The sequence below is a fragment of the Variovorax sp. 22077 genome (assembly GCF_052044195.1).
Lineage (GTDB): Bacteria > Pseudomonadota > Gammaproteobacteria > Burkholderiales > Burkholderiaceae_C > Variovorax > Variovorax atrisoli.
In genome coordinates, this window is the sequence record NZ_JBQEQC010000024.1 from 83,085 (window position 1) to 102,120 (window position 19,036).

At 68.3% G+C, this 19,036-nt stretch carries 19 protein-coding genes; 11 read left to right on the forward strand and 8 right to left on the reverse strand.

Annotation, left to right across the window (positions count from 1 at the left end):
- Window positions 1–17: 17 nt before the first annotated feature.
- Window positions 18–1,445: an ethanolamine permease gene (eat, locus tag ACTJLF_RS27940; RefSeq protein ID WP_019651989.1), complete on the reverse strand. Its 1,428-nt coding sequence runs from the start codon at window positions 1,443–1,445 to the stop codon at window positions 18–20.
- A gap of 118 nt (window positions 1,446–1,563) precedes the next feature.
- Between eat and ACTJLF_RS27945 the strand changes: the two genes are divergently transcribed.
- Window positions 1,564–1,974, forward strand: coding sequence for an FKBP-type peptidyl-prolyl cis-trans isomerase (locus ACTJLF_RS27945; protein WP_184603965.1), 411 nt, complete (start codon window positions 1,564–1,566; stop codon window positions 1,972–1,974).
- A gap of 28 nt (window positions 1,975–2,002) precedes the next feature.
- Here the strand turns inward: ACTJLF_RS27945 and ACTJLF_RS27950 are convergent, their stop codons facing one another.
- From ACTJLF_RS27950 to ACTJLF_RS27960, 3 genes are all read right to left on the reverse strand, one after another.
- Window positions 2,003–3,601, reverse strand: a complete 1,599-nt coding sequence (locus ACTJLF_RS27950) for a glucan biosynthesis protein (protein ID WP_126182247.1) — start codon at window positions 3,599–3,601, stop codon at window positions 2,003–2,005.
- Window positions 3,602–3,785: 184 nt separating this feature from the next.
- Complete coding sequence (locus ACTJLF_RS27955) at window positions 3,786–4,628, reverse strand: class I SAM-dependent methyltransferase (protein ID WP_132798365.1); 843 nt, start codon at window positions 4,626–4,628, stop codon at window positions 3,786–3,788.
- 121 nt (window positions 4,629–4,749) lie between these two features.
- A complete protein-coding gene (locus ACTJLF_RS27960) occupies window positions 4,750–6,630 on the reverse strand; it encodes a sigma-54-dependent Fis family transcriptional regulator (RefSeq protein WP_440884336.1) in 1,881 nt (626 codons plus the stop codon).
- A 215-nt stretch (window positions 6,631–6,845) separates the two neighbouring features.
- Between ACTJLF_RS27960 and adh the strand changes: the two genes are divergently transcribed.
- Together adh and ACTJLF_RS27970 are read left to right on the forward strand one after the other, a co-directional pair.
- Complete coding sequence (gene adh, locus ACTJLF_RS27965) at window positions 6,846–8,366, forward strand: aldehyde dehydrogenase (RefSeq protein ID WP_126182244.1); 1,521 nt, start codon at window positions 6,846–6,848, stop codon at window positions 8,364–8,366.
- Window positions 8,366–8,740 (forward strand): DUF779 domain-containing protein, encoded by a 375-nt coding sequence (locus ACTJLF_RS27970; protein ID WP_145758747.1) that lies wholly within the window; start codon window positions 8,366–8,368, stop codon window positions 8,738–8,740. The genes adh and ACTJLF_RS27970 overlap by 1 nt, the downstream gene beginning before the upstream one ends.
- Window positions 8,741–8,778: 38 nt before the next feature.
- Here ACTJLF_RS27970 and ACTJLF_RS27975 read toward each other — a convergent pair whose 3' ends face one another.
- The gene (locus ACTJLF_RS27975) at window positions 8,779–9,699 is read right to left on the reverse strand and encodes a LysR substrate-binding domain-containing protein (protein ID WP_132751415.1); all 921 of its coding nucleotides are present in this window, start codon (window positions 9,697–9,699) and stop codon (window positions 8,779–8,781) included.
- A 131-nt stretch (window positions 9,700–9,830) separates the two neighbouring features.
- Here ACTJLF_RS27975 and ACTJLF_RS27980 point away from each other — a divergent pair, with 131 nt between their 5' ends.
- Genes ACTJLF_RS27980 through ACTJLF_RS27995 form a run of 4 tightly spaced genes read left to right on the forward strand, consistent with a single transcriptional unit; the run spans window position 9,831 to window position 13,390 of the window.
- A complete protein-coding gene (locus ACTJLF_RS27980; protein WP_440884337.1) occupies window positions 9,831–11,006 on the forward strand; it encodes a CaiB/BaiF CoA transferase family protein in 1,176 nt (391 codons plus the stop codon).
- Window positions 11,003–11,992: a hydroxymethylglutaryl-CoA lyase gene (locus ACTJLF_RS27985; protein WP_440884338.1), complete on the forward strand. Its 990-nt coding sequence runs from the start codon at window positions 11,003–11,005 to the stop codon at window positions 11,990–11,992. Before ACTJLF_RS27980 ends, ACTJLF_RS27985 begins: the two co-directional genes overlap by 4 nt.
- Complete coding sequence (locus ACTJLF_RS27990; protein WP_440884339.1) at window positions 11,989–12,369, forward strand: VOC family protein; 381 nt, start codon at window positions 11,989–11,991, stop codon at window positions 12,367–12,369. Before ACTJLF_RS27985 ends, ACTJLF_RS27990 begins: the two co-directional genes overlap by 4 nt.
- A 52-nt stretch (window positions 12,370–12,421) precedes the next feature.
- Window positions 12,422–13,390: a Bug family tripartite tricarboxylate transporter substrate binding protein gene (locus ACTJLF_RS27995; RefSeq protein WP_440884340.1), complete on the forward strand. Its 969-nt coding sequence runs from the start codon at window positions 12,422–12,424 to the stop codon at window positions 13,388–13,390.
- 12 nt (window positions 13,391–13,402) lie between these two features.
- Here ACTJLF_RS27995 and ACTJLF_RS28000 read toward each other — a convergent pair whose 3' ends face one another.
- Window positions 13,403–13,549: a hypothetical protein gene (locus tag ACTJLF_RS28000; RefSeq protein ID WP_019652010.1), complete on the reverse strand. Its 147-nt coding sequence runs from the start codon at window positions 13,547–13,549 to the stop codon at window positions 13,403–13,405.
- Window positions 13,550–13,781: 232 nt separating this feature from the next.
- Here ACTJLF_RS28000 and ACTJLF_RS28005 point away from each other — a divergent pair, with 232 nt between their 5' ends.
- Window positions 13,782–14,279, forward strand: a complete 498-nt coding sequence (locus ACTJLF_RS28005) for a GNAT family N-acetyltransferase (protein WP_222431610.1) — start codon at window positions 13,782–13,784, stop codon at window positions 14,277–14,279.
- On the opposite strand, the gene ACTJLF_RS28010 is transcribed toward ACTJLF_RS28005, so the two are convergent.
- Entirely contained in the window at window positions 14,276–14,842 is a 567-nt protein-coding gene (locus ACTJLF_RS28010; protein WP_019652012.1) for a LuxR C-terminal-related transcriptional regulator, read from the reverse strand. The genes ACTJLF_RS28005 and ACTJLF_RS28010 overlap by 4 nt on opposite strands.
- Window positions 14,843–14,956: 114 nt before the next feature.
- On the opposite strand from ACTJLF_RS28010, the gene ACTJLF_RS28015 reads away from it, so the two are divergent.
- The 3 genes from ACTJLF_RS28015 (at window position 14,957) to ACTJLF_RS28025 (ending at window position 17,862) form a co-directional block, all read left to right on the forward strand.
- On the forward strand, window positions 14,957–15,760 hold the full coding sequence (locus ACTJLF_RS28015) for a CoA transferase subunit A (RefSeq protein ID WP_019652013.1): 804 nt from the start codon (window positions 14,957–14,959) through the stop codon (window positions 15,758–15,760).
- A 1-nt stretch (window position 15,761) separates the two neighbouring features.
- Complete coding sequence (locus tag ACTJLF_RS28020; RefSeq protein WP_019652014.1) at window positions 15,762–16,400, forward strand: 3-oxoacid CoA-transferase subunit B; 639 nt, start codon at window positions 15,762–15,764, stop codon at window positions 16,398–16,400.
- A 79-nt stretch (window positions 16,401–16,479) separates the two neighbouring features.
- On the forward strand, window positions 16,480–17,862 hold the full coding sequence (locus tag ACTJLF_RS28025; RefSeq protein ID WP_019652015.1) for a CoA transferase: 1,383 nt from the start codon (window positions 16,480–16,482) through the stop codon (window positions 17,860–17,862).
- Here ACTJLF_RS28025 and ACTJLF_RS28030 read toward each other — a convergent pair.
- Complete coding sequence (locus ACTJLF_RS28030; RefSeq protein ID WP_440884341.1) at window positions 17,859–19,028, reverse strand: pyridoxal phosphate-dependent aminotransferase; 1,170 nt, start codon at window positions 19,026–19,028, stop codon at window positions 17,859–17,861. The two genes, ACTJLF_RS28025 and ACTJLF_RS28030, sit on opposite strands and share 4 nt — an antisense overlap.
- Between the last annotated feature and the right edge of the window lie 8 nt (window positions 19,029–19,036).

Consider the following 19,036-nt stretch of genomic DNA (forward strand, 5'->3'; position numbering starts at 1 on the left):
TGGAGCTTGCGCGGGTGTCAGCTGGTGGTGGTCGATGAAGACAACATCTCGTCGGGCGCTGCCGCGTCGCGCTGCCCCGACGTCAGCAGGAAGTAGCCGTAGGCGGCAGCCATCAGCACGACGAACAGCAGCGTGAGCATGCCGTTGAACCACACCATCGCGCCCAGGCAGACCACGCCGAGGCCGAGCGCGATGGCCGGGAACACGGGGTAGAAGGGCGCGCGATAGGTGCGCAGCAGGTCGGGCTCGCTGCGGCGCAGCTTGAAGAGCGCGGCCATCGAGATCAGGTACATCACGATGGCGCCGAGCACCGCCATGGTCACGATGTTGGCGGTGAGCGTCTGGCCGCCGAACTGCACCCACTCGTCGCTGAAGATGGCGATGACGCCGATCACGCCGCCGGCCAGCAGCGCACGGTGCGGCGTGTCGAAGCGCGGGCTCAGGCCGGCGAAGTAGCGCGGCAGATAGCCCGCGCGCGCCAGCGCGAATATCTGCCTCGAGTAGCCCATGATGATCCCGTGGAACGATGCGATCAGGCCGAAGAGGCCGATCCACACCAGCATGTGCAGCCAGCCGCTGTTGTCTCCCACCACCGCCTTCATCGCCTGCGGCAGCGGGTCGTTGATGTTGGCGAGCTTGCGCCAGTCGCCCACGCCGCCTGCGAAGATCATCACGCCGAAGGCCAGCACCACCAGGGTGACGATGCCGGTGGTGTACGCGATGGGAATGGTGCGGTGCGGATCGCGCGCCTCCTCGGCCGCCATGGCCGCTCCCTCGATGGCGAGGAAGAACCAGATCGCAAAGGGGATGGAAGCGAAGATGCCTGCGATGGCCGTGCCGTTCAGCACGCTGCCGCCGGCCCAGCCGTTGGCCACGAAGTTGGCCATGCTCCAGCCCGGGGTGACCACGCCCATGAACACCAGCAGCTCCACGATGGCCAGCACCGTCACGAAGAGTTCGAAGGCCGCGGCGATGCCCACGCCGATCCAGTTGAGCCCGATGAAGATCACGTACGCGCCGAGCGCGAACCACTTCGGGTTGATGCCCGGGAACTGCACGTTGAGATACGCACCGATGGCCAGCGCGATCGCCGGCGGCGCGAAGACGAATTCGATCAGCGTCGCGAAGCCCGCGACGAAGCCGCCGGTGGGGCCGAAGGCGCGGCGCGCGTAGGCGAAGGGACCGCCCGCGTGCGGAATGGCGGTGGAAAGCTCGGTGAAGCTGAAGATGAAGGTGGTGTACATGGTCGCCACCAGCACCGTGGCGACCAGGAAGCCGAGCGTGCCGGCCGTGTTCCAGCCGTAGCTCCAACCAAAGTACTCACCCGATATGACGAGGCCCACCGCGATGCCCCAGAGCTGGACGGGGCCGAGCACCTTCTTGAGATGGCCTGTGCCTGCAGGGGCCGGCGATGCGGCCGTGCCGGCGGCGGTGGTGGAGTTCATGCGACTTCCTCTCTTCGTGAATGTTGACAGTGCACATTCGCCAAAGCAAGGGCTGTTCCACCGTGGGCCTGCATGGCCGCTGGCCATAATCGAGGCCTCTCAATCCTCGAGGTGTTCCGTGAAGTCTCTTTTCTGTGCCGCCCTGGTTTCCTTCGCTGCCGTGCCCGCCGCATTCGCGCAGTCCGCGCCCGTGACCACGCCCAGCGGCCTGGTCTACCAGTTGATCAAGGAAGGCACCGGCGCGTCGCCCGCCGCCACCGACGTGGTCAAGGTGCACTACCGCGGCACCTTCCCCGACAGCGGCAAGGAATTCGACAGCTCCTACAAGCGCGGCGAGCCCACCGAGTTCCCGCTCAACGGCGTGATCCCGTGCTGGACCGAAGGCGTGCAGAAGATGAAGCCGGGCGGCAAGGCCAAGCTGACCTGCCCGCCCTCGATCGCATACGGCTCGCGCGGCGCCGGCGGCGTGATCCCGCCGAATGCCACGCTCAACTTCGAGGTCGAGCTGATCTCGGTCACGAAGCGCTGAGGCTTCGTCGGCAAGGAGCTGTCAGGGCTCAGCCTGGCTGGTACTGGTACAGCCAGGTCTCGGTGAGCGTCTGGTCGCCGTTCTTCAGGTACAGGCGCATGTCGATCGGCTCGTTGCCCTCGGGCGTGAAGTCGAACTGCGCGCGCCAGTGGCCCGGCACGCCGTTGGGCACGGCCTCGGCGAAGACGTACGAGAACTTGCCGCGCGCGGCCGTCAGCACCACCTCGGGCTTCACGCCGAAGGGCACGGTCGTCAGCGGCTGGCCGATGAACTCCACCATGAACTTGCGCACGCCCTGCGGACGCGGCTGGCCCGGCTGACCGCCGCGGCCGATGCGCGTGGCCACGCAGCGCGCCAGCGGCGAGGGAAACGGTTCCTGGTCGGTCCAGTGCAGCCGGTATTGCAGGCTGTAGCTGGTGCCGGCCTTCGCGTCGGCCTTGGGCACCCAGAAGGCGACGATGTTGTCGTGGATCTCGTCGTCGGTCGGGATCTCGATGAGCTGCACCGAGCCCTCGCCCCAGTCGCCCAGCGGCTCGATCCACAGGCTCGGGCGCTTCTCGTAGTTCACGCCGTCCTGGTAGTGGTCGAAGGCTCGGTCGCGCTGCAGCAGCCCGAAGCCGCGCGGCCTGGTGTCGGCGAAGGCCGATGCGCGCGTCTGCGTCGGGTTGTTGAGCGGGCGCCAGATGCGCTCGCCCGCGCCGTTCCAGATCGCGAGGCCGTCGGAGTCGTGCACCTCGGGGCGCCAGTCGATGGCGGTGGGCTTGGTGGTTTCCGAGTACCAGTACATCGAGGTGAGCGGCACGAGGCCCAGGCGGGCCACGTCCTTGCGCATGAACAGGCGTGCATCGATGTCCATGATGACGGCCTTGGTGCGCTGCATGACGAACTTGAAGACGCCCGTCACGCTCGGCCCTTCGAGCAGCGCGTAGACCGTCATCGAGGTTGTGTTGTTGGCCGCCGGCGTCTCGAAGTAGAAGCGGGTGAAGTTCGGGAACTCCTCGGGCCGGTCGGGCACCGCCACGTCCAGCGCGATGCCGCGCGCGGAGAGGCCGTACTGGTAGAGCTCGCCGATGGCGCGGAAGTACGAGGCGCCCAGGAAGGCCACCCAGTCGTTCTTCTGCCAGTCGAGCTTGCTCTGGTCGCCCAGGCGGCTTTCCTGCAGACGGAAGCCGGCGAAGCCCGCGCCCGGGGGCAGCGAGCGCGCCGGGCTGTCGGGCGGCATCGAGAAGTAGGAGGGGCTGTAGAGCACCTCCCGGGAGAAGACGTCGCCGTCGGCGTTCTCCAGCACGTTCATGCGCACCGGGGTCTGGAAGAAGCGCCCCAGGTGGAAGAAGGTGACCGGAAATGCGCCGGGCCCGTCGCGGAAGAGGGCGTTGGCCGGGTCGAACTTGATCTTGCCGTGCGCGTCGTAGTCGATGCGGTCGAGCACCTCGGGTGCCAGGGGCGTGGCAGCGGCATAGGGCTTGCCGGCCAGCGCCTTCGCCTGCGCGACCAGCGCGTCGAAGGAGAAGGGCGTGGGCTGGCTCAGCTGCAGGCCGTTGGCGGCGAGGGCCTCTTCGGGCAGTCCGAGGGCGGCGAGTGCGGCAGCGGCACTGCCGGCGGCAAGGAAGGATCGGCGATCAAGCATGTGGTTCTTGAGGGTTGCGAATCTCTTGGGGGGAAGAACGGAGGGACGGTGGAGTGCAGAAACGATATGGCATTTTCCGCGACCGTAAACACCCCCGGATCATGGCCTTATCGGAGCGCGGCCCGCGTCAGCCGATCCGCGCAGCGCGCGCCGGACAAAACCGGCAATTCGAAAAATTGTGCGTTTATGTATCGGCGCCGTCCGTCGCCTTCAGTTCGTAGAGCGCATAGAGCGGCACGCCCAGGAACAGCATGACCATCGGCGCGAACAGGGTGTAGGGCAGGCCGAAGCCTTCGAGCACGCGGTAGGTGCTCTCGAGGCTCAGGCGCGGATGGGGCTGCGTGAGTTCGGCCGTGCGGCGGATGCCCCACTTGAACTCCGCCCCGGTCACCCGCACCGAGGGATGCTGCCTGCCGCGCCCCACCGCGAGCCAGCACATCGCGTCGAAGGCGAGCACGGAGCCGGCGGGCGCGCGCTCGCCGAAAGTCGCGAGCACCGCCTGGACCTGCCCGGGTTCCAGGTACATCAGCACGCCTTCGGTGAAGAGGAAGACGGGTTGCGCATCGCGCTTGCGCGGCAGGCCCAGTTGATCCCACCACTTGGCTGCGCTCAGGTCGAATTCGCGCACGTCATGGCGATCGCCGGGCTCGGGAAGCAGCGCGCGGCGCAGTTCGAGCACTTCGGGCAGGTCGGCATCGGTCATGCGCGACCTGCCATCGTCGAGCCACTGGAAGTAGTGGCTCAGCCCGCAGCCCATGTTCACGATGCGCGCGCCAGGGTGCTGCTTGAGGAACTCCTGCGCCAGGCTGCGGAAGCGCCGCGTGCGCGAGAGGATGCCGTAGATGGTGGCCCGGTCTTCGGGCAGCGGATCGCCCTCGTCGCGGATCTGTTCGAGGACGCCCGCGGCGTACGCGTCGCGCACGGCCACCTGCGGGAACATCGCGTCGCCCGAGGCACGCGCGGCCAGGGGAATCCGCAGGGTCGAAGGAACGGCGGACAGGCGGCGGACGGATTTGCGGGCGGTCATGGATGCTGGAGCTGCGCTTCGCCCAAAGTCTGGCCGCTCCGGCACACCGGGGCAAGTCAGTCTTTGGTAGCGGTCGGCACGGCGGGCCAGGATCGATGCAGGTTCCGGCCGGACCCCGGCATCAGTTGCCGGCAGGCTTGCCGCGCTGGCGTGCGAGGTGGCGGTAGATCGTGCTGCGATGGATGCCCAGCCTGCGCGCGGCCTTCGCGACGTCGTGGTCGCAGGCCTTTAGCGCCTCGTCGAGCGCCTGGCGCGTCATGGCCTGCAGGGGCGCCGCGTGCGGAGCGGTCGGCATCGGCGATGGGGCGGCAGGCTGCATCCCAAGATCCTGCAGATGCGGCGGGAGCATGGCTGCCGTCACGCAGTCGCCCGCATCGGCCAGCGCCACGATGGAGCGCAGCGTGCTGCGCAGCTCGCGCACGTTGCCCGGCCAACGGTAGGCTGCCAACGCTTCCAAGGCATCGGCCTCCAGTTGCAGATGCTTCGCCGCGCCGCCCGCCTCGAGGAACAGCCGCGAGATCAGCGCATGCCGATCGTCGCGCTGCCTCAGCGCCGGCAGCGTGACCGTGAAGCCGGCCACGCGGTACATCAGGTCGGCGCGGAAGCGGCCGGCCTCCACCAGCGAGGGCAGGTGGCCGTGGGTTGCGCAGACAAGGTCGAAGTCCACCGGCACGCCCTGGCCGCCTCCCAGCGGCGTGACCACGCGCTCCTCCAGCACGCGCAGCAGCCGCGTCTGAAGGGCCAGCGGTATCTCCGCGATCTCGTCGAGGAACAGCACGCCGCCGTCGGCCTCTCGGATGCGCCCGGCCATGCCCTTGCGCCTGGCCCCGGTGAAGGCGCCTTGCTCGTAGCCGAAGAGTTCCGATTCGATCAGCGTCTCGGGCAGCGACGCGCAATCCACCGCGACGAAGGGGCCTGCGCTGCGCCGGCTGGCAGCATGCAGCCGGCGCGAGAACACCTCCTTGCCGCTGCCGGTCTCGCCGTTGACCAGCACGGAGACGCCTTCGTTGAGCACCCGCACGGCCTTGTGCAGCAGCGGCTGCACGTCGTCGGCCTCGGTCACGGCCTGCGATGGCACGCTGCGCCGCCGGGTCGCACGTGGGCTGCCCGGCGTGCCCGAGCGCTCCATCACCGTCGCGATCTGCCGTCCGCCCGGCAGCGTGAGCAGGCCGCGCCGGTGCTCCATGCGCGGCCAGTGCGGGCCGAGGAAGTCGTCGGCGTCCAGGTCGAGCAGGTCTTTCCAGGAGCGGCCGAACAGTTCGAGCGCCACGCGGTTGGCCGCGACGATGCGCCCGCCGTCGATCACCATCAGCCCCTCGCGCGCCGTGCCGATCAGCGCCGGCCGTGCATGGAAGCGCAGCACGTGGCCGCCGGCCTCGGCCAGCATCATGCGGTGCTCGACCTGCTGGGCCGCCATGCGGACCAGTCCGAGCGCGTGCGTGTTCACGCGCACCGTGTCGCCAGAGATGTCGAGCGCGCCCGCGAGCTCGCCGCGTCCCGTGAAGATGGGGGCTGCGGCGCAGCCGAGTCCGCCGTTCTGCGCCAGGTAGTGCTCGCCGCCCAGCACCATCAGCGCTTCGCGCTCGGCCAGCGCGGTGCCGATGGCGTTGGTGCCCCGGTTGTGCTCCGACCACTCCACGCCCGGCTGCAGCGCGATGCGCTGGGCCTTGGGCAGGAAGTCGGGGCTGCCGATCTCTTCGAGGATCAGCCCGCTGGCGTCCGACAGGATCACCACGCAGCCGTTGCCGATCGCATGCTCGGCCAGGCCGTCGAGCTCGGGCTGCGCGCAGTTCAGCAGGCGCATGGCCTGTTCGCGCCGTTCGCTCAGCAGGGAGAGCGCCATCGGCTCGGGGTCGACGGCCTGGTGGTCGACCGGGCGGCTGCGCTGCCAGGAGCGTGAGATGTGCGGGGCGATCCAGGGCACGGGGTCGGCGCCCTGTTCGAAGAAGAGCTCCCGGGCCTGTGCCACTGCGATCGACGGCAACTGCGCTTGTGCACTCATGCGTGTCTCCGATGGTGTTTCGCCTTGTGCGACATCGTAGTCGCCATGTTCGCCCGAACATGTCGCAGATTGCGAATGAAAACCCGCTGCCGGGACCGCCTCCCCTCGGTAGGGCGCTCAGGGAATCTACCGATCCGGCCGGGTACGCGGCTTGCGCTTGAGCGTGCGGCCGCCGCATGTCGCGGCGCCATCACCCTGCACATGGAGACAACGTCATGGACATGCTCGAACCGGGCAAATTCGGTACCGCGGTGCCGTTCAAGAAGCGCTACGGCAACTACATCGGCGGCGAATGGGTCGCGCCGGCGGAGAACCAGTATTTCGAGAACATCACGCCCGTGACCGGCAAGGTCTTCTGCGAGGTGCCGCGCTCCACCGCGGCCGACATCGAGCGCGCGCTGGACGCAGCCCACAAGGCGAAGGCCGCCTGGGGCCGCACCTCGACGACCGAACGCGCGAACATCCTCAACAGGATCGCCGACCGCATGCAGGAGAACCTGGCCGTGCTCGCGGCTGCGGAAACCTGGGACAACGGCAAGCCCATCCGAGAGACCACCGCCGCCGACCTGCCGCTGGCCATCGACCACTTCCGCTACTTCGCCTCGTGCGTGCGCTCGCAGGAGGGCGGCATCAGCGAGATCGATCATGAAACCTTCGCGTACCACTTCCACGAACCCATCGGCGTGGTCGGGCAGATCATTCCGTGGAACTTCCCCATCCTGATGGCCGTGTGGAAGCTGGCGCCCGCGCTCGCGGCCGGCAACTGCGTGGTGATCAAGCCGGCCGAGCAGACGCCGGTGTCGATCCTGGTGCTGATGGAGCTGATCGGCGACCTGCTGCCGCCGGGCGTGCTGAACGTGGTCAACGGCTTCGGCGTGGAGGCGGGCAAGCCGCTGGCGTCGAGCAACCGCATCGGCAAGATCGCCTTCACCGGCGAGACCACCACGGGCCGGCTGATCTCCCAGTACGCGAGCCAGAACCTGATTCCGGTCACGCTGGAGCTGGGCGGCAAGTCGCCCAACATCTTCTTCGCCGACGTGATGGACAAGGACGACGCCTTCTTCGACAAGGCGCTCGAAGGCTTCGCGATGTTCGCGCTGAACCAGGGCGAGGTCTGCACCTGCCCGTCGCGCGCGCTGATCCAGGAGTCGATCTACGACCGCTTCATGGAGCGCGCGCTCAAGCGCGTGGCCGCCATCAAGCAGGGCAGCCCGCTGGACATGGCCACCATGATCGGCGCGCAGGCCTCCAGCGAGCAGCTGGAGAAGATCCTGTCGTACCTCGACATCGGCAGGCAGGAGGGCGCGAGAGTGCTGATCGGCGGCGAGCGCCACCAGTTCGAAGGCGACCTCGCCGGCGGCTATTACGTGAAGCCGACGGTGTTCAGGGGCAACAACAGGATGCGGATCTTCCAGGAGGAAATCTTCGGCCCCGTGGTGTCGGTCACCACCTTCAAGGACGAGGAAGAAGCGCTGGCCATCGCCAACGACACCCTCTACGGCCTCGGCGCCGGCGTGTGGAGCCGCGACATGAACCGCGCCTTCCGCATGGGCCGCGGCATCCAGGCCGGCCGCGTGTGGACCAACTGCTACCACCACTATCCGGCGCACGCGGCCTTCGGCGGCTACAAGCAGTCGGGCATCGGCCGCGAGAACCACAAGATGATGCTCGACCACTACCAGCAGACCAAGAACCTGCTGGTGAGCTACAGCGAGAACAAGCTGGGCTTCTTCTGATGAGCAGCACCGGCGAAGTCCTGCGCGTCACCGCGACCGATGCAGCGCTTGCGCTGATCGACAGGCTCGCCGCCGGGCACGGCCCGCTGATGTTCCATCAGTCGGGCGGCTGCTGCGACGGCAGCGCGCCGATGTGCTACGCGCAGGGCGAGTTCATCGTGGGCGACTACGACAGGCTGCTGGGGCACATCGGCGGCATGCCGTTCTACATCAGCGGGCCGCAGTTCGAGTACTGGCAGCACACGCAGCTCATCATTGACGTGGTGCCGGGTCGCGGCGGCATGTTCTCGCTGGAGGGGCCGGAGGGCTTGCGCTTCCTGACGCGTTCGAGGCTCTTCACCGACGAAGAATGGACAGCGCTGGAGAAAGGGTGAGACCAAGCTCGCGGCAGCCCTGAGGCAGCCGAGCGGCCTCAGGGAGCGGCGGGCTGCAGCAACTGGCGCACCAGCAGCCGCGCCGCGGGGGAGAGCTCGGCCCCCGTCTTCGTCGCCATCAGCAGCCGCCGCGTGGCCCATTCGTCCTTGAGGTGCACGACCTTCAGGTCGAGCGCCTCCACCTGCGCCTTGCAGGCGGCCAGCGGCACCACGCCGATGCCCAGGTTGGCCGCGATCATGTGGCACATCGCGTCGAAGCTGCGCACCTGCACGCGCAGGCGCATCGGAATGCCGGCCTGCTCGGCCGCGCGCGAGGTCAGCTCCAGCAGCGAGCTGCTGCGGTTCAGCCCCACGAACTCGTGCGCGAGGCAGCTCCTGAAATCCGTCTGCTTCACGCGGCTGCGCGCCAGCGGATGCTGCTTCGCACAGAGCACCACGAGCTCGTCTGTCTGGAAGGGCTGCACGTCGAGGCCGTAGGCAGGGGTGTTCTCGGCGAACACGCCGACGTCTGCGAGCCCATCAACGAGCGCGCGCACGATGTCGCCGCTCAGCTGCTCCTCGACCTCGACGCGGATGTCCGGATGCTGCGCGAGAAAGGCCGCGAGCGTAGCGGGCAGGAACTCCGTCAGCGCAGACATGTTGGCCCACAGCCGCACGTGGCCGCGCACGCCGCTCGAGTAGTCGCCGAGCTCGCTGCTGAACTGCTCGAAGCCCTGGAAGAGCCGCATCGCATGCTGCATCGCCACATGGCCCGCAGGCGTGAGCGCGATGCCCTGGGAGCTGCGTTCCAGCAGCTTCGACCCTGTTGCCGCTTCGAAATCGGATAGCCGCCGGCTTGCGGCCGAGAGCGCGAGGTGGCACGCCTCCGCACCCTTGGTGATGCTGCCCGACTGGGCCACGGCGCAGAAGAGGCGAAGCGTCACGAAATCGACACGCGCGGGATTGATGGTGCTGGCCATTGGGGAATTCTAGGGAGAGTCGAGAGAGCCCCTTCGCGTTTCGCGAAGGACTGCTGCCGCCAAAGCAATTCCGCATTCCGCGATCCGTTCCTAGAGTCGGGGTCAGCCCAACCAAGGAGACGGACGCGGACATGAATGCACTCGAAGGCCTGAAGGTGCTGGAGCTCGGCCAGCTCATCGCCGGCCCCTTCGCCGGCAAGACGCTGGCGGAGTTCGGTGCCGACGTGATCAAGGTCGAGCCGGTCGGCGTCGGCGATCCGCTGCGCAAGTGGCGGCTGCTGCGCGACAACGGCACCTCGGCATGGTGGGAGGTGCAGTCGCGCAACAAGCGCTCGGTGTGCCTCGACCTGCGCAGCACCGAAGGTCAGGAGGCCGTGCGCGCACTGGCGCTCGAGGCCGACGTGCTGATCGAGAACTTCAAGCCCGGCACGCTCGAAGGCTGGGGCCTGGGGTGGGAAGAGCTGCATGCGCTGAACCCGCGGCTGATCATGCTGCGCATCTCGGGCTACGGGCAGACCGGGCCCTATCGCGACAAGCCCGGCTTCGGCGTGCTCGGCGAATCGATGGGCGGCCTGCGCTACCTGAGCGGCGAGCCGGGGCGGGTGCCGGTGCGCGTGGGAGTGTCGCTGGGCGACACGCTGGCCGCGCTGCACGGCGTGATCGGCGTGCTGACCGCGCTGCACCACCGTACCACCCATGGCGGAGAAGGGCAGTTCATCGACGTGGCGCTCTACGAGTCGGTGTTCAACGTGATGGAAAGCCTGCTGCCCGAATACGACGCCTTCGGCGCCGTGCGCGAGCGGGCCGGCAGCGCGCTGCCCGGCATCGCGCCGACCAACGCCTACCGCTGCGAGGACGGACACTACGTGCTGGTGGCCGGCAACGGCGACAGCATCTTCCGCCGGCTGATGCGCGCCATCGGCCGGGAAGACCTGGGAAGCGACCCCGCGCTCGCGCACAACGACGGCCGCGTGCTGCGCGTGGATGAGATCGACGCCGCCATCGAGGCATGGACGCTGCGGCGCAGCCGCGACGAGGTGCTGGCCGCACTCGATGCGGCGGGCGTGCCTGTGGGGCGCATCTACACGGTGGCCGACATCGCGAGCGACCCGCAATACCTGGCGCGCGGGATGATCGTGGAAGCCTCGACTTCCGACGGCGCCACGCTGAAGGTGCCTGGCGTGGTGCCCAAGCTCAGTGCCACGCCGGGCCGCATCGCGCACCCCGCGCCCCGGCTGGGCGAGCACGATGGTGATCTGCGCGGCGGCGGCTGGCCCGCGCGCCGTGCCGAAGGAGCGGCGGCATGAAGGAGGGCAACGGCACGCGGCTGTTGATCAACGAGGTCGCGACGCGCGACGGCTTCCAGATGGAGAGCCGCTTCATCCCGACGGAGGACAAGATCGCGCTGATCGACCGGCTCGGCGGCCTGGGCTACGCGAAGATCGAAGTCACGTCCTTCACCTCGGCGAAGGCGATTCCCGCACTGCGCGACGGCGAGGAGGTGATGAATCGGATCGCCCGCCGCCCCGGCGTGGTCTACACGGCGCTGGTGCCCAATGTGCGCGGTGCGCAGCGCGCTCTGGAAAGCCGCATCGACGAATTCAACATCGTCATGTCGGCGAGCGAGACGCACAACCTCGCCAACCTGCGGATGACGCGGGAGCAGTCTTTCGCGCAGCTGGCCGACGTCATCGGCCTGGCGAAGCACGCCGGCGTGCCGGTGAACGTGTCGCTCTCATGCGTGTTCGGCTGCCCGATGGAGGGCGAGGTGCCGCTGGCGGCCGTGCGTGGCTGGATCGACCGCTTCGCCGCGCTGGACGTGCAGGGCATCACGCTGTGCGACACCACGGGCATGGCCTATCCCACGCAGGTGGGGGAGATCTGCGAAGCGGTGATGGCGAGCCACCCGGCACTGGAATGGACGGCCCACTTCCACAACACGCGCGGCATGGGCCTCGTGAACACGGTGGCGGCGGTCGAGGCCGGCATCCGCCGGCTCGACATGTCGCTCGGCGGCATCGGCGGCTGCCCCTACGCGCCGGGCGCGACCGGCAATGTGGCGACGGAGGACGTGGTCCACATGCTGCAATGCATGGGCTATGACACCGGCATGGACCTCGCGGGCCTGGTCGGCACCGCAGTGGCCCTGGAAGCGCTGCTGCAGCACGATCTGCCCGCCCAGGTCTCGCGCGCCGGCCACCGGCTGACGCGGCATGCGCCGCCGCCGGATTTCAACGACATCGTGGCTCGTGCAAGGCAGCGCGGGCTCGCAACGAAGGAGCTGCAACCATGATCGACCACCTGGACCACCTCGTGCTGACCACCGCGCAAGAGGAGGCCTGCATCCGCTTCTATGTCGATGTGATGGGCATGTCGCTGGAGAGCTTCGGCGCCGGCCGCAAGGCTTTTCGCTTCGGCAACCAGAAGATCAACCTGCATGTGAAGGGCCACGAGTTCGAGCCCAAGGCGCAGCTGCCCACGCCCGGCTCGCTGGACCTGTGCTTCATCGCCAGCGTGCCGCTGGGCGAAGTCATTGCGCGTCTTGCAAGGCAGGGCGTGCCGATCCTCGAAGGGCCGGTGATGCGCACCGGCGCCACCTCGCGCATCCGCTCGGTCTATGTGCGCGATCCGGATCTCAACCTGATCGAGATCTCGGAGCTGTCGCCCTGAGGGCGAGGCCCCGGAAGACAGCGAGCAAAAACAAAACCACCGGAGACAAACCATGAAAACCATCCACCGCCTCGTCGCGGTCGGCCTTGTGCTGTCCGCTTCGGCCGCGAGCGCTGCCGACGCCTGGCCCTCGAAGCCGATCACGATGGTCGTGCCGACCGCGCCGGCAGGCTCCACCGACATCATGGCCCGCCTGGTCGGCGAGCCGCTGCAGCGTGCGCTGGGGCAGCCCGTCGTCGTCGACAACAAGCCCGGCGCGAGCGGCAACATCGGCACCGAGTTCGTGGCGCGCGCCGCGCCCGACGGCTACACGCTGCTGATGCAGTACTCGGGCTACCACGTGGGCAATCCCTCGCTCTACCCGAACATCAAGTGGAGCCCCACCAAGGACTTCGTGCCGGTGGCGATGGTGATGCGCGCGCCGCACGTGGTCGCGGTGAGCGGCAAGCTGCCTGTGAAGTCGATGAAGGAGCTCATCGAGTACGGCGGCAGGAAGGAGGGCGGGCTGTTCTATGCCTCCTCGGGCAACGGCTCGATCCAGCACATCGCGGGCGAGCTGCTGTCGCGGCAGGCGAAGCAGGCGATGACGCACGTGCCCTACAAGGGCTCGGGGCCGGCGATCAACGACCTGATCTCGGGCAACGTGGACATGTTCATCACCACGCCGCCCTCCGTCATCGGCCACTTCGCAGGCGGTCGCATCAAGCCGCTGGCCTACACGGGCAGCAAGCGCCACCCGTCGATGCCCGACGTGCCGACTTCGGCCGAGGCGGGGCTGCCGGGCTACGAGGTCGAGTCGTGGTTCGCGGTGTTCGCGCCGGCGAAGACGCCGCCGGAGGTCGTCAACAGGCTGAGCGCGGAACTGCGCAAGATCGTCGAGAGCGAAGCCTTCCGCAAGAAGGTGGACGAGCAGGGCGCCTTCGCGACCTACATGGGCTCAGCGACGCTCGCGAAATTCGTCGACCAGGAACTGGCGACCTGGTCGAAGGTGATCAAGTCGGCGGACATCAAGCCCGATTGATCCAAGGCGCGGCTACAGCTTGACGTTGATGATCGAAAGGATGATCGCGGAGAGCGTCATCGCGACCGGCAGCTGGCGCACGGCGAGCGCATGGGCGCGGGCGACCGAGGCCTGCGTCTGCAGCAGGAGGCTGCGTTCGGAATGGATGGGCGTGGACATTTCGGACTCCTGTGTGGTTGCGGGCTCATCGCCCCGATGGCCTCCACGATAGGCTTCGCAGCGCGCTGCGGCACAGGCGTTTCGTCGACACGGCGTTTCCGTTTTCGCAACGATGGGGCATCCGCTGGACGGAACTTCGGGCTGGGATTTCGAATCGGTGGCCCGCGCGCGGGGCGAGAATCCAGCGCCCCTCGACCGATCCATAGACGAACAAGCAGGCAGACCCGCAAGAATGAAGAGCAAGACGACAGCGCCAAGGCTGAAGATGCGCCGCGCCACCCCCGACGATCCGATGCCATGGCCGCTGCTGCTGGCCGCCGACGGCCCGCGCGCCGAGATCCGCAAGTACCTCTCGCGCGGCGAACTCTGGTTGGCGGAGGCGGCAGGCGAGGTCGTCGGCCAGATGGTGCTGCTCGAAACCCGCGTCGGCACCTGGGAAATCATGAACATCGCGGTGCGCGGCGAACTGCGCAGCCATGGCGTCGGCACCGCGCTGCTGCGCAAGGCGAAGGCGCTGGCGACCGAGCGCGGGGCGCAACTGCTCGAGGTGGGTACAGGCAACAGCAGCCTGCGCGAGCTGGCCTTCTACCAGCGCTTCGGCTTCCGCATCGTCGGCGTCGACACCGACTTCTTCGTGCGCCGCACGGGCGGCGGCAGGCTGCAGAGGCAGGACGGCATCGTGCTGCGCGACATGGTGCGCCTGCGCATCGAGCTCGCAGGCCGGACCTAGCCTGCGATCAGCTTCTGCACCAGCTCCGCCGTGGTCGCGGCCGAGTACTTGCGCATCAGCCGGGCGCGGTGGAGTTCGACGGTGCGGTGGCTGATGCCCAGCGCCTTGCCGATCTCCTTGGAGGTCAGCCCGCGCATCACCTGCGCGGCAACTTCGCGCTCGCGCGGCGTGAGTTCGGCCTTGACGGCGCGGCGCGAGCCCAGGTCCTCGAAGGTCCAGATACCGGCCTCGTGGGGGGCATCGCGGTTCATGGCGTGGCCGGTCACGTGGCACCAGAAGGTCTCGTCGGCGATGGCGCCGTGCAGGTTGCCCAGCCGCTTCATCATGCGGTTGTCGGCGTAGTGCCCGCTGGCGTTGAGGAAGGGCTCCATGCGCTTGCCGATGCGCTCGAACTCGGCCACGCTCGGGTAGAGGATGCTGAACGAATGCCCGACCAGCGCGGAGGGCGTTGCGCCAAAAATCTCGCAAACGCGCAGGTTGCACGCCACGATGGTGCGGTTGCTCGACACCACCATGCCGACAGGCGCGTGTTCAAACGCCAGCCGGTAATCGATCTCGGGCATCGGGGGTCTCCATTACGAAATACTACGTATGCGAGTAGGTAGTATCGTTCAGGGGTTTCCCGCCCTTTACCAACTCCTTTCCACCCACTTTCATTCATCCATCGAGGAGCTCGAGTGAACAAGATTTTTCCCACCGCTGATGCGGCACTCAAGGGGGTCGTCGCCGACGGGCAGATGCTCGCGGTCGGCGGCTTCGGCCTCTGCGGCATTCCCGAAGCGCTGATCGACGCGCTCAAGGATTCCGGCGTCCAGAACCTCACCGTCATCTCCAACAACGCGGGCGTCGACGGCTTCGGCCTCGGCAAGCTGCTGGAGACGCGCCAGATCAAGAAGATGATCGCGTCCTACGTCGGTGAGAACAAGGAGTTCGAGCGCCAGTACCTCGCGGGCGAGCTGGCCCTGGAGTTCACGCCGCAGGGCACGCTGGCCGAGAAGCTGCGCGCCGGCGGCGCCGGCATCCCGGCCTTCTTCACCAAGACCGGCGTGGGCACCCAGGTTGCCGAAGGCAAGGAACTGCGCGAGTTCGACGGCGAGACCTACGTGATGGAACGCTCGCTGGTGCCCGACGTGGCGCTGGTGAAGGCCGACGTGGCCGACAAGTCGGGCAACCTGCGCTTCCGCCTGACGGCGCGCAACTTCAACCCGGCCGCGGCCATGGCCGGCAAGATCTGCATCGTCGAGGTCGAGAAGATCGTCGAGGTGGGCGAACTGGCCCCCGACGACATCCACCTGCCGGGCATCTACGTGCACCGCATCGTGCTCAACGCCAACCCCGAGAAGCGCATCGAGAAGCGCACCGTGAGCGCATCGGTCGATGCCGCCGCCGCCAAGGTCGAGGCGCAGACCGTCATCGCCGCCGCTGCAGCAGCCGGCAGCGAAGTGCCTGCCAAGGTCGTCAACAAGAAAGAAGGAGCCTGAGATGCCCTGGACCCAAGACCAGATGGCGGCCCGCGCCGCCCAGGAACTCGAGGACGGCTTCTACGTCAACCTCGGCATCGGCATCCCGACGCTGGTGGCCAACCACACCGGCGACAAGGAAGTGTGGCTGCAGAGCGAGAACGGCATGCTCGGCATCGGCCCGTTCCCGACGGAAGACCAGGTCGACGCCGACCTGATCAACGCCGGCAAGCAGACCGTGACCACGCTGCCGGGCTCGGCCATCTTCGGCAGCCATGACAGCTTCGCGATGATCCGCGGCGGCAAGATCAACCTGTCGATCCTCGGCGCCATGCAGGTCAGCACCAAGGGCGACCTCGCTAACTGGATGATCCCCGGCAAGATGGTCAAGGGCATGGGCGGCGCCATGGACCTCGTGGCCGGCGTGAAGCGCGTGATCGTCCTGATGGAGCACGTCGCCAAGAAGAAGGACGGCACCGAGGACTTGAAGATCCTCGAGAAGTGCACCCTGCCGCTGACCGGCGTGGGCGTGGTCGACCGCATCATCACCGACCTGGCCGTGATGGACGTGGTGCCCGAGGGCCTGAAGGTCGTCGAGCTGGCGCCGGGCGTCACCTTCGACGCGCTGCAGGCCAAGACTGGGGCCAAGCTGATCCAGTAACTGGGCGGACGGCAAACGCAACGACAACAAGAGGCAGGGTCGCGCAAGCGGACCTGCCTTTTTGCCTTGGAGCATGGAAATGGTGAATTCGAGCGAGGTTCTGGGCGGCATCTGGCGGCAAGCCGGCTTGCCCGAAGAGGCCTTGCAGTTCGCGCGGTTCACCGGTGCGGAACCTGTGCTGCCGTCTTCCTTCGCGGTAGGCACTGCAGCGCAGGGCACCATCGCTGCTGCGGCCCTCGCGGCCTGCGAACTGGGGCACCTGCGGGGAACGCCACGGCAGCAGGTGGGCGTCGACATGCTTCATGCGGCCCTGGAGAGCACGGGCTGGTTCAGCCTGGACGGCCAGGTACCACCGCAATGGGACGAGTTCTCGGGGCTCTATCGCTGCGCCGACGGCTGGGTGCGCTTGCACGCGAACTTCGCGCATCACCGCGACGGCGCGCTGCGGCTGATGAATCTCGACCCGGCCACCGCCACCCGCGCGGACGCGGAGCGGGCGATGGCCGCGTGGCCCGCGCTCGACTTGGAAGATGCCGCGGCTGCGGCCGGGCTGGTCGTGACGGCGCTGCGGCGCTTCGACGAATGGGACGCCTCGCCTCAGGGCCGCGCAGTCGCCGCGCAGCCTCTCTTCACCATCGAGCGCATCGGCGATGCGCCGCCGCTTGCACTGCCGCCCCTGCGCGAAGACGAGCGCCCCCTGTCGGGCCTGCGCGTGCTCGACCTCACGCGGGTGCTTGCCGGGCCGGTCGGTGGACGCGCCCTTGCGGCCTATGGCGCGGAGGTGATGCTCGTGAACTCACCGAACCTGCCGAACATCAGTGCGATCGCCGACACCAGCCGGGGCAAGCTCTCGGCGCATGCCGACCTGCAGACCGAGGAGGGGCGGACGGCCCTGCGGCGGCTGGTGGTCGATGCGCATGTGTTCGTCCAGGGCTACAGGCCGGGCGGCATCGAGGCGCGCGGCTTCGGACCGGCAGCGCTGGCAAGCATGAGGCCCGGCATCGTCTGCGTATCGCTCAGCGCCTACGGCACCAAGGGGCCGTGGGCAAGTCGCCGGGGTTTCGATTCGCTGGTCCAGACCGCGATGGGCTTCAACCACGCCGAGGGCGAGGCCGCAGGCGACGGCAAGCCCAGGCCGCTGCCCATGCAGATCCTCGACGAGGCCACCGGCTACCTGATCGCCTTCGGCGCAGCCGCGGCACTTTGGCGCCAGCAGCGGGAGGGTGGAAGCTGGCACGTGCAGCTGTCGCTGGCGCAGACGGGACAGTGGCTGCGCAGCCTCGGGCGCGTGCAGGACGGGCTCTCGGCTGCGAAGCCCGATCTGAAGCCGTATGTCGAAACCTCCGACTCCGGGTTCGGCCGGCTGGCGGCGCTGCGACACAGCGCGCAACTGCAACGCACGCCCGCCGAATGGGTGCGGCCTTCGATGCCGCCGGGAAGCGATCCGCCGAGGTGGCCTTAAGCCCCGAGCGCCGACCGCACCTTGTCTCCCAACCCCCGCAGCCGCTCCACCGGCTCGTTGGAAAACACGAAGCGCAGGTACTGCGCCCCATGCGTCTTGCCCCAGCCCTTCATCGCGGTGGCGCAGACGCGCTGCGCGAGCAGGCGCTCCGACAACGTCTGCCCGTCGATGCCGAAATCGCTCGTGCGCAGCAGCAGCGACCAGCCACCGCCCGGCACGCCGACCGGCAGGCCCTTGAGCTCCTCCAGCACCGTGTCGCGCCGCCGCTCCAGTTCCGCCACGTAGGGCGCGAGCGTGCGCGGCGATTGCTCCAGCGCGGTGGCCACCGCGTCCTGAGCGATACCGACGGGCACCACCACATTGGCGAGCGACACGGCCACGAGGTCGGGCATGTAACTCTCGGGCGCCACGGTCCAGCCCACGCGCCAGCCGATCATGCGCAGTTCCTTGGCCGACGAGCCCACCGTGATGGTGCGCTCGGCCATGCCGGGCAGGCCCGCGGGATGGATGGGCTTGCGGCCGTCGTACAGCAGGCGCTCCATCGCGGTGTCGAGGATCAGCGTGATGTCGTGCTGCACGCACAGCGCGGCGATGGCGCGCCAGTCTTCCTCGTCGAAGCAGCCGCCCGAGGGCATCGAGGGCGACATCAGCAGCATGGTGCGCACGCGCGGGCCGACTGCCTGTTGCAGCGCTTCGCGGTCGAGCTCCCATTCACCGCCGGGTGTGAACCTGAAGGGCACGTACTTCGGTGTGCCGCCCGCAAGGCGGATGCGGTTGAGCAGGCCTGCGTAGGTCGGGTCGGTCACCAGCACTTCGTCGCCGACCTCGACGGTCGCGAGCAGCGCATTGAGGATGCCCGAGAGCCCGCCCGCCGAGATCACGCAGTTGCGCGCGCCGCTGTACGCCACGCCCGAGAGCGCCGACACATGCCGCGCCGCCACGTCGCGCAGCCGGGACTGGCCGACGAAGGGCAGGTAGCTGTTGTCGGGGTCGAACGATGCGGCCTGCACGGTGCGCGCGACGGCTTCGGGGTCTGGCGGGATGTCGACGTCGAGGTTCTCCAGCCGCAGGAACGGCGGGCCGCTCGCGTCGTCTGCGATGGCGCCCATGCGGTCGACGCCGATGCCGGCGATGTGTTCGAGTCGGGCGGGGCGGTGGCGTGGCATGGGCGTTT

Coding starts and splice junctions, on each gene's coding strand:
- ACTJLF_RS27970 (WP_145758747.1), top strand. CDS start 8,366: ATGAGCAGCACCGGCGAAGTCCTGCGCGTCACCGCGACCGATGCAGCG.
- ACTJLF_RS28010 (WP_019652012.1), bottom strand. CDS start 14,842: ATGCCCGAGATCGATTACCGGCTGGCGTTTGAACACGCGCCTGTCGGC.
- ACTJLF_RS28005 (WP_222431610.1), top strand. CDS start 13,782: ATGAAGAGCAAGACGACAGCGCCAAGGCTGAAGATGCGCCGCGCCACC.
- ACTJLF_RS28025 (WP_019652015.1), top strand. CDS start 16,480: ATGGTGAATTCGAGCGAGGTTCTGGGCGGCATCTGGCGGCAAGCCGGC.
- ACTJLF_RS27975 (WP_132751415.1), bottom strand. CDS start 9,699: ATGGCCAGCACCATCAATCCCGCGCGTGTCGATTTCGTGACGCTTCGC.
- ACTJLF_RS27980 (WP_440884337.1), top strand. CDS start 9,831: ATGAATGCACTCGAAGGCCTGAAGGTGCTGGAGCTCGGCCAGCTCATC.
- eat (WP_019651989.1), bottom strand. CDS start 1,445: ATGAACTCCACCACCGCCGCCGGCACGGCCGCATCGCCGGCCCCTGCA.
- ACTJLF_RS27950 (WP_126182247.1), bottom strand. CDS start 3,601: ATGCTTGATCGCCGATCCTTCCTTGCCGCCGGCAGTGCCGCTGCCGCA.
- ACTJLF_RS27995 (WP_440884340.1), top strand. CDS start 12,422: ATGAAAACCATCCACCGCCTCGTCGCGGTCGGCCTTGTGCTGTCCGCT.
- ACTJLF_RS27985 (WP_440884338.1), top strand. CDS start 11,003: ATGAAGGAGGGCAACGGCACGCGGCTGTTGATCAACGAGGTCGCGACG.
- ACTJLF_RS27955 (WP_132798365.1), bottom strand. CDS start 4,628: ATGACCGCCCGCAAATCCGTCCGCCGCCTGTCCGCCGTTCCTTCGACC.
- ACTJLF_RS27960 (WP_440884336.1), bottom strand. CDS start 6,630: ATGAGTGCACAAGCGCAGTTGCCGTCGATCGCAGTGGCACAGGCCCGG.
- ACTJLF_RS27990 (WP_440884339.1), top strand. CDS start 11,989: ATGATCGACCACCTGGACCACCTCGTGCTGACCACCGCGCAAGAGGAG.
- ACTJLF_RS28030 (WP_440884341.1), bottom strand. CDS start 19,028: ATGCCACGCCACCGCCCCGCCCGACTCGAACACATCGCCGGCATCGGC.
- ACTJLF_RS28020 (WP_019652014.1), top strand. CDS start 15,762: ATGCCCTGGACCCAAGACCAGATGGCGGCCCGCGCCGCCCAGGAACTC.
- adh (WP_126182244.1), top strand. CDS start 6,846: ATGGACATGCTCGAACCGGGCAAATTCGGTACCGCGGTGCCGTTCAAG.
- ACTJLF_RS28000 (WP_019652010.1), bottom strand. CDS start 13,549: ATGTCCACGCCCATCCATTCCGAACGCAGCCTCCTGCTGCAGACGCAG.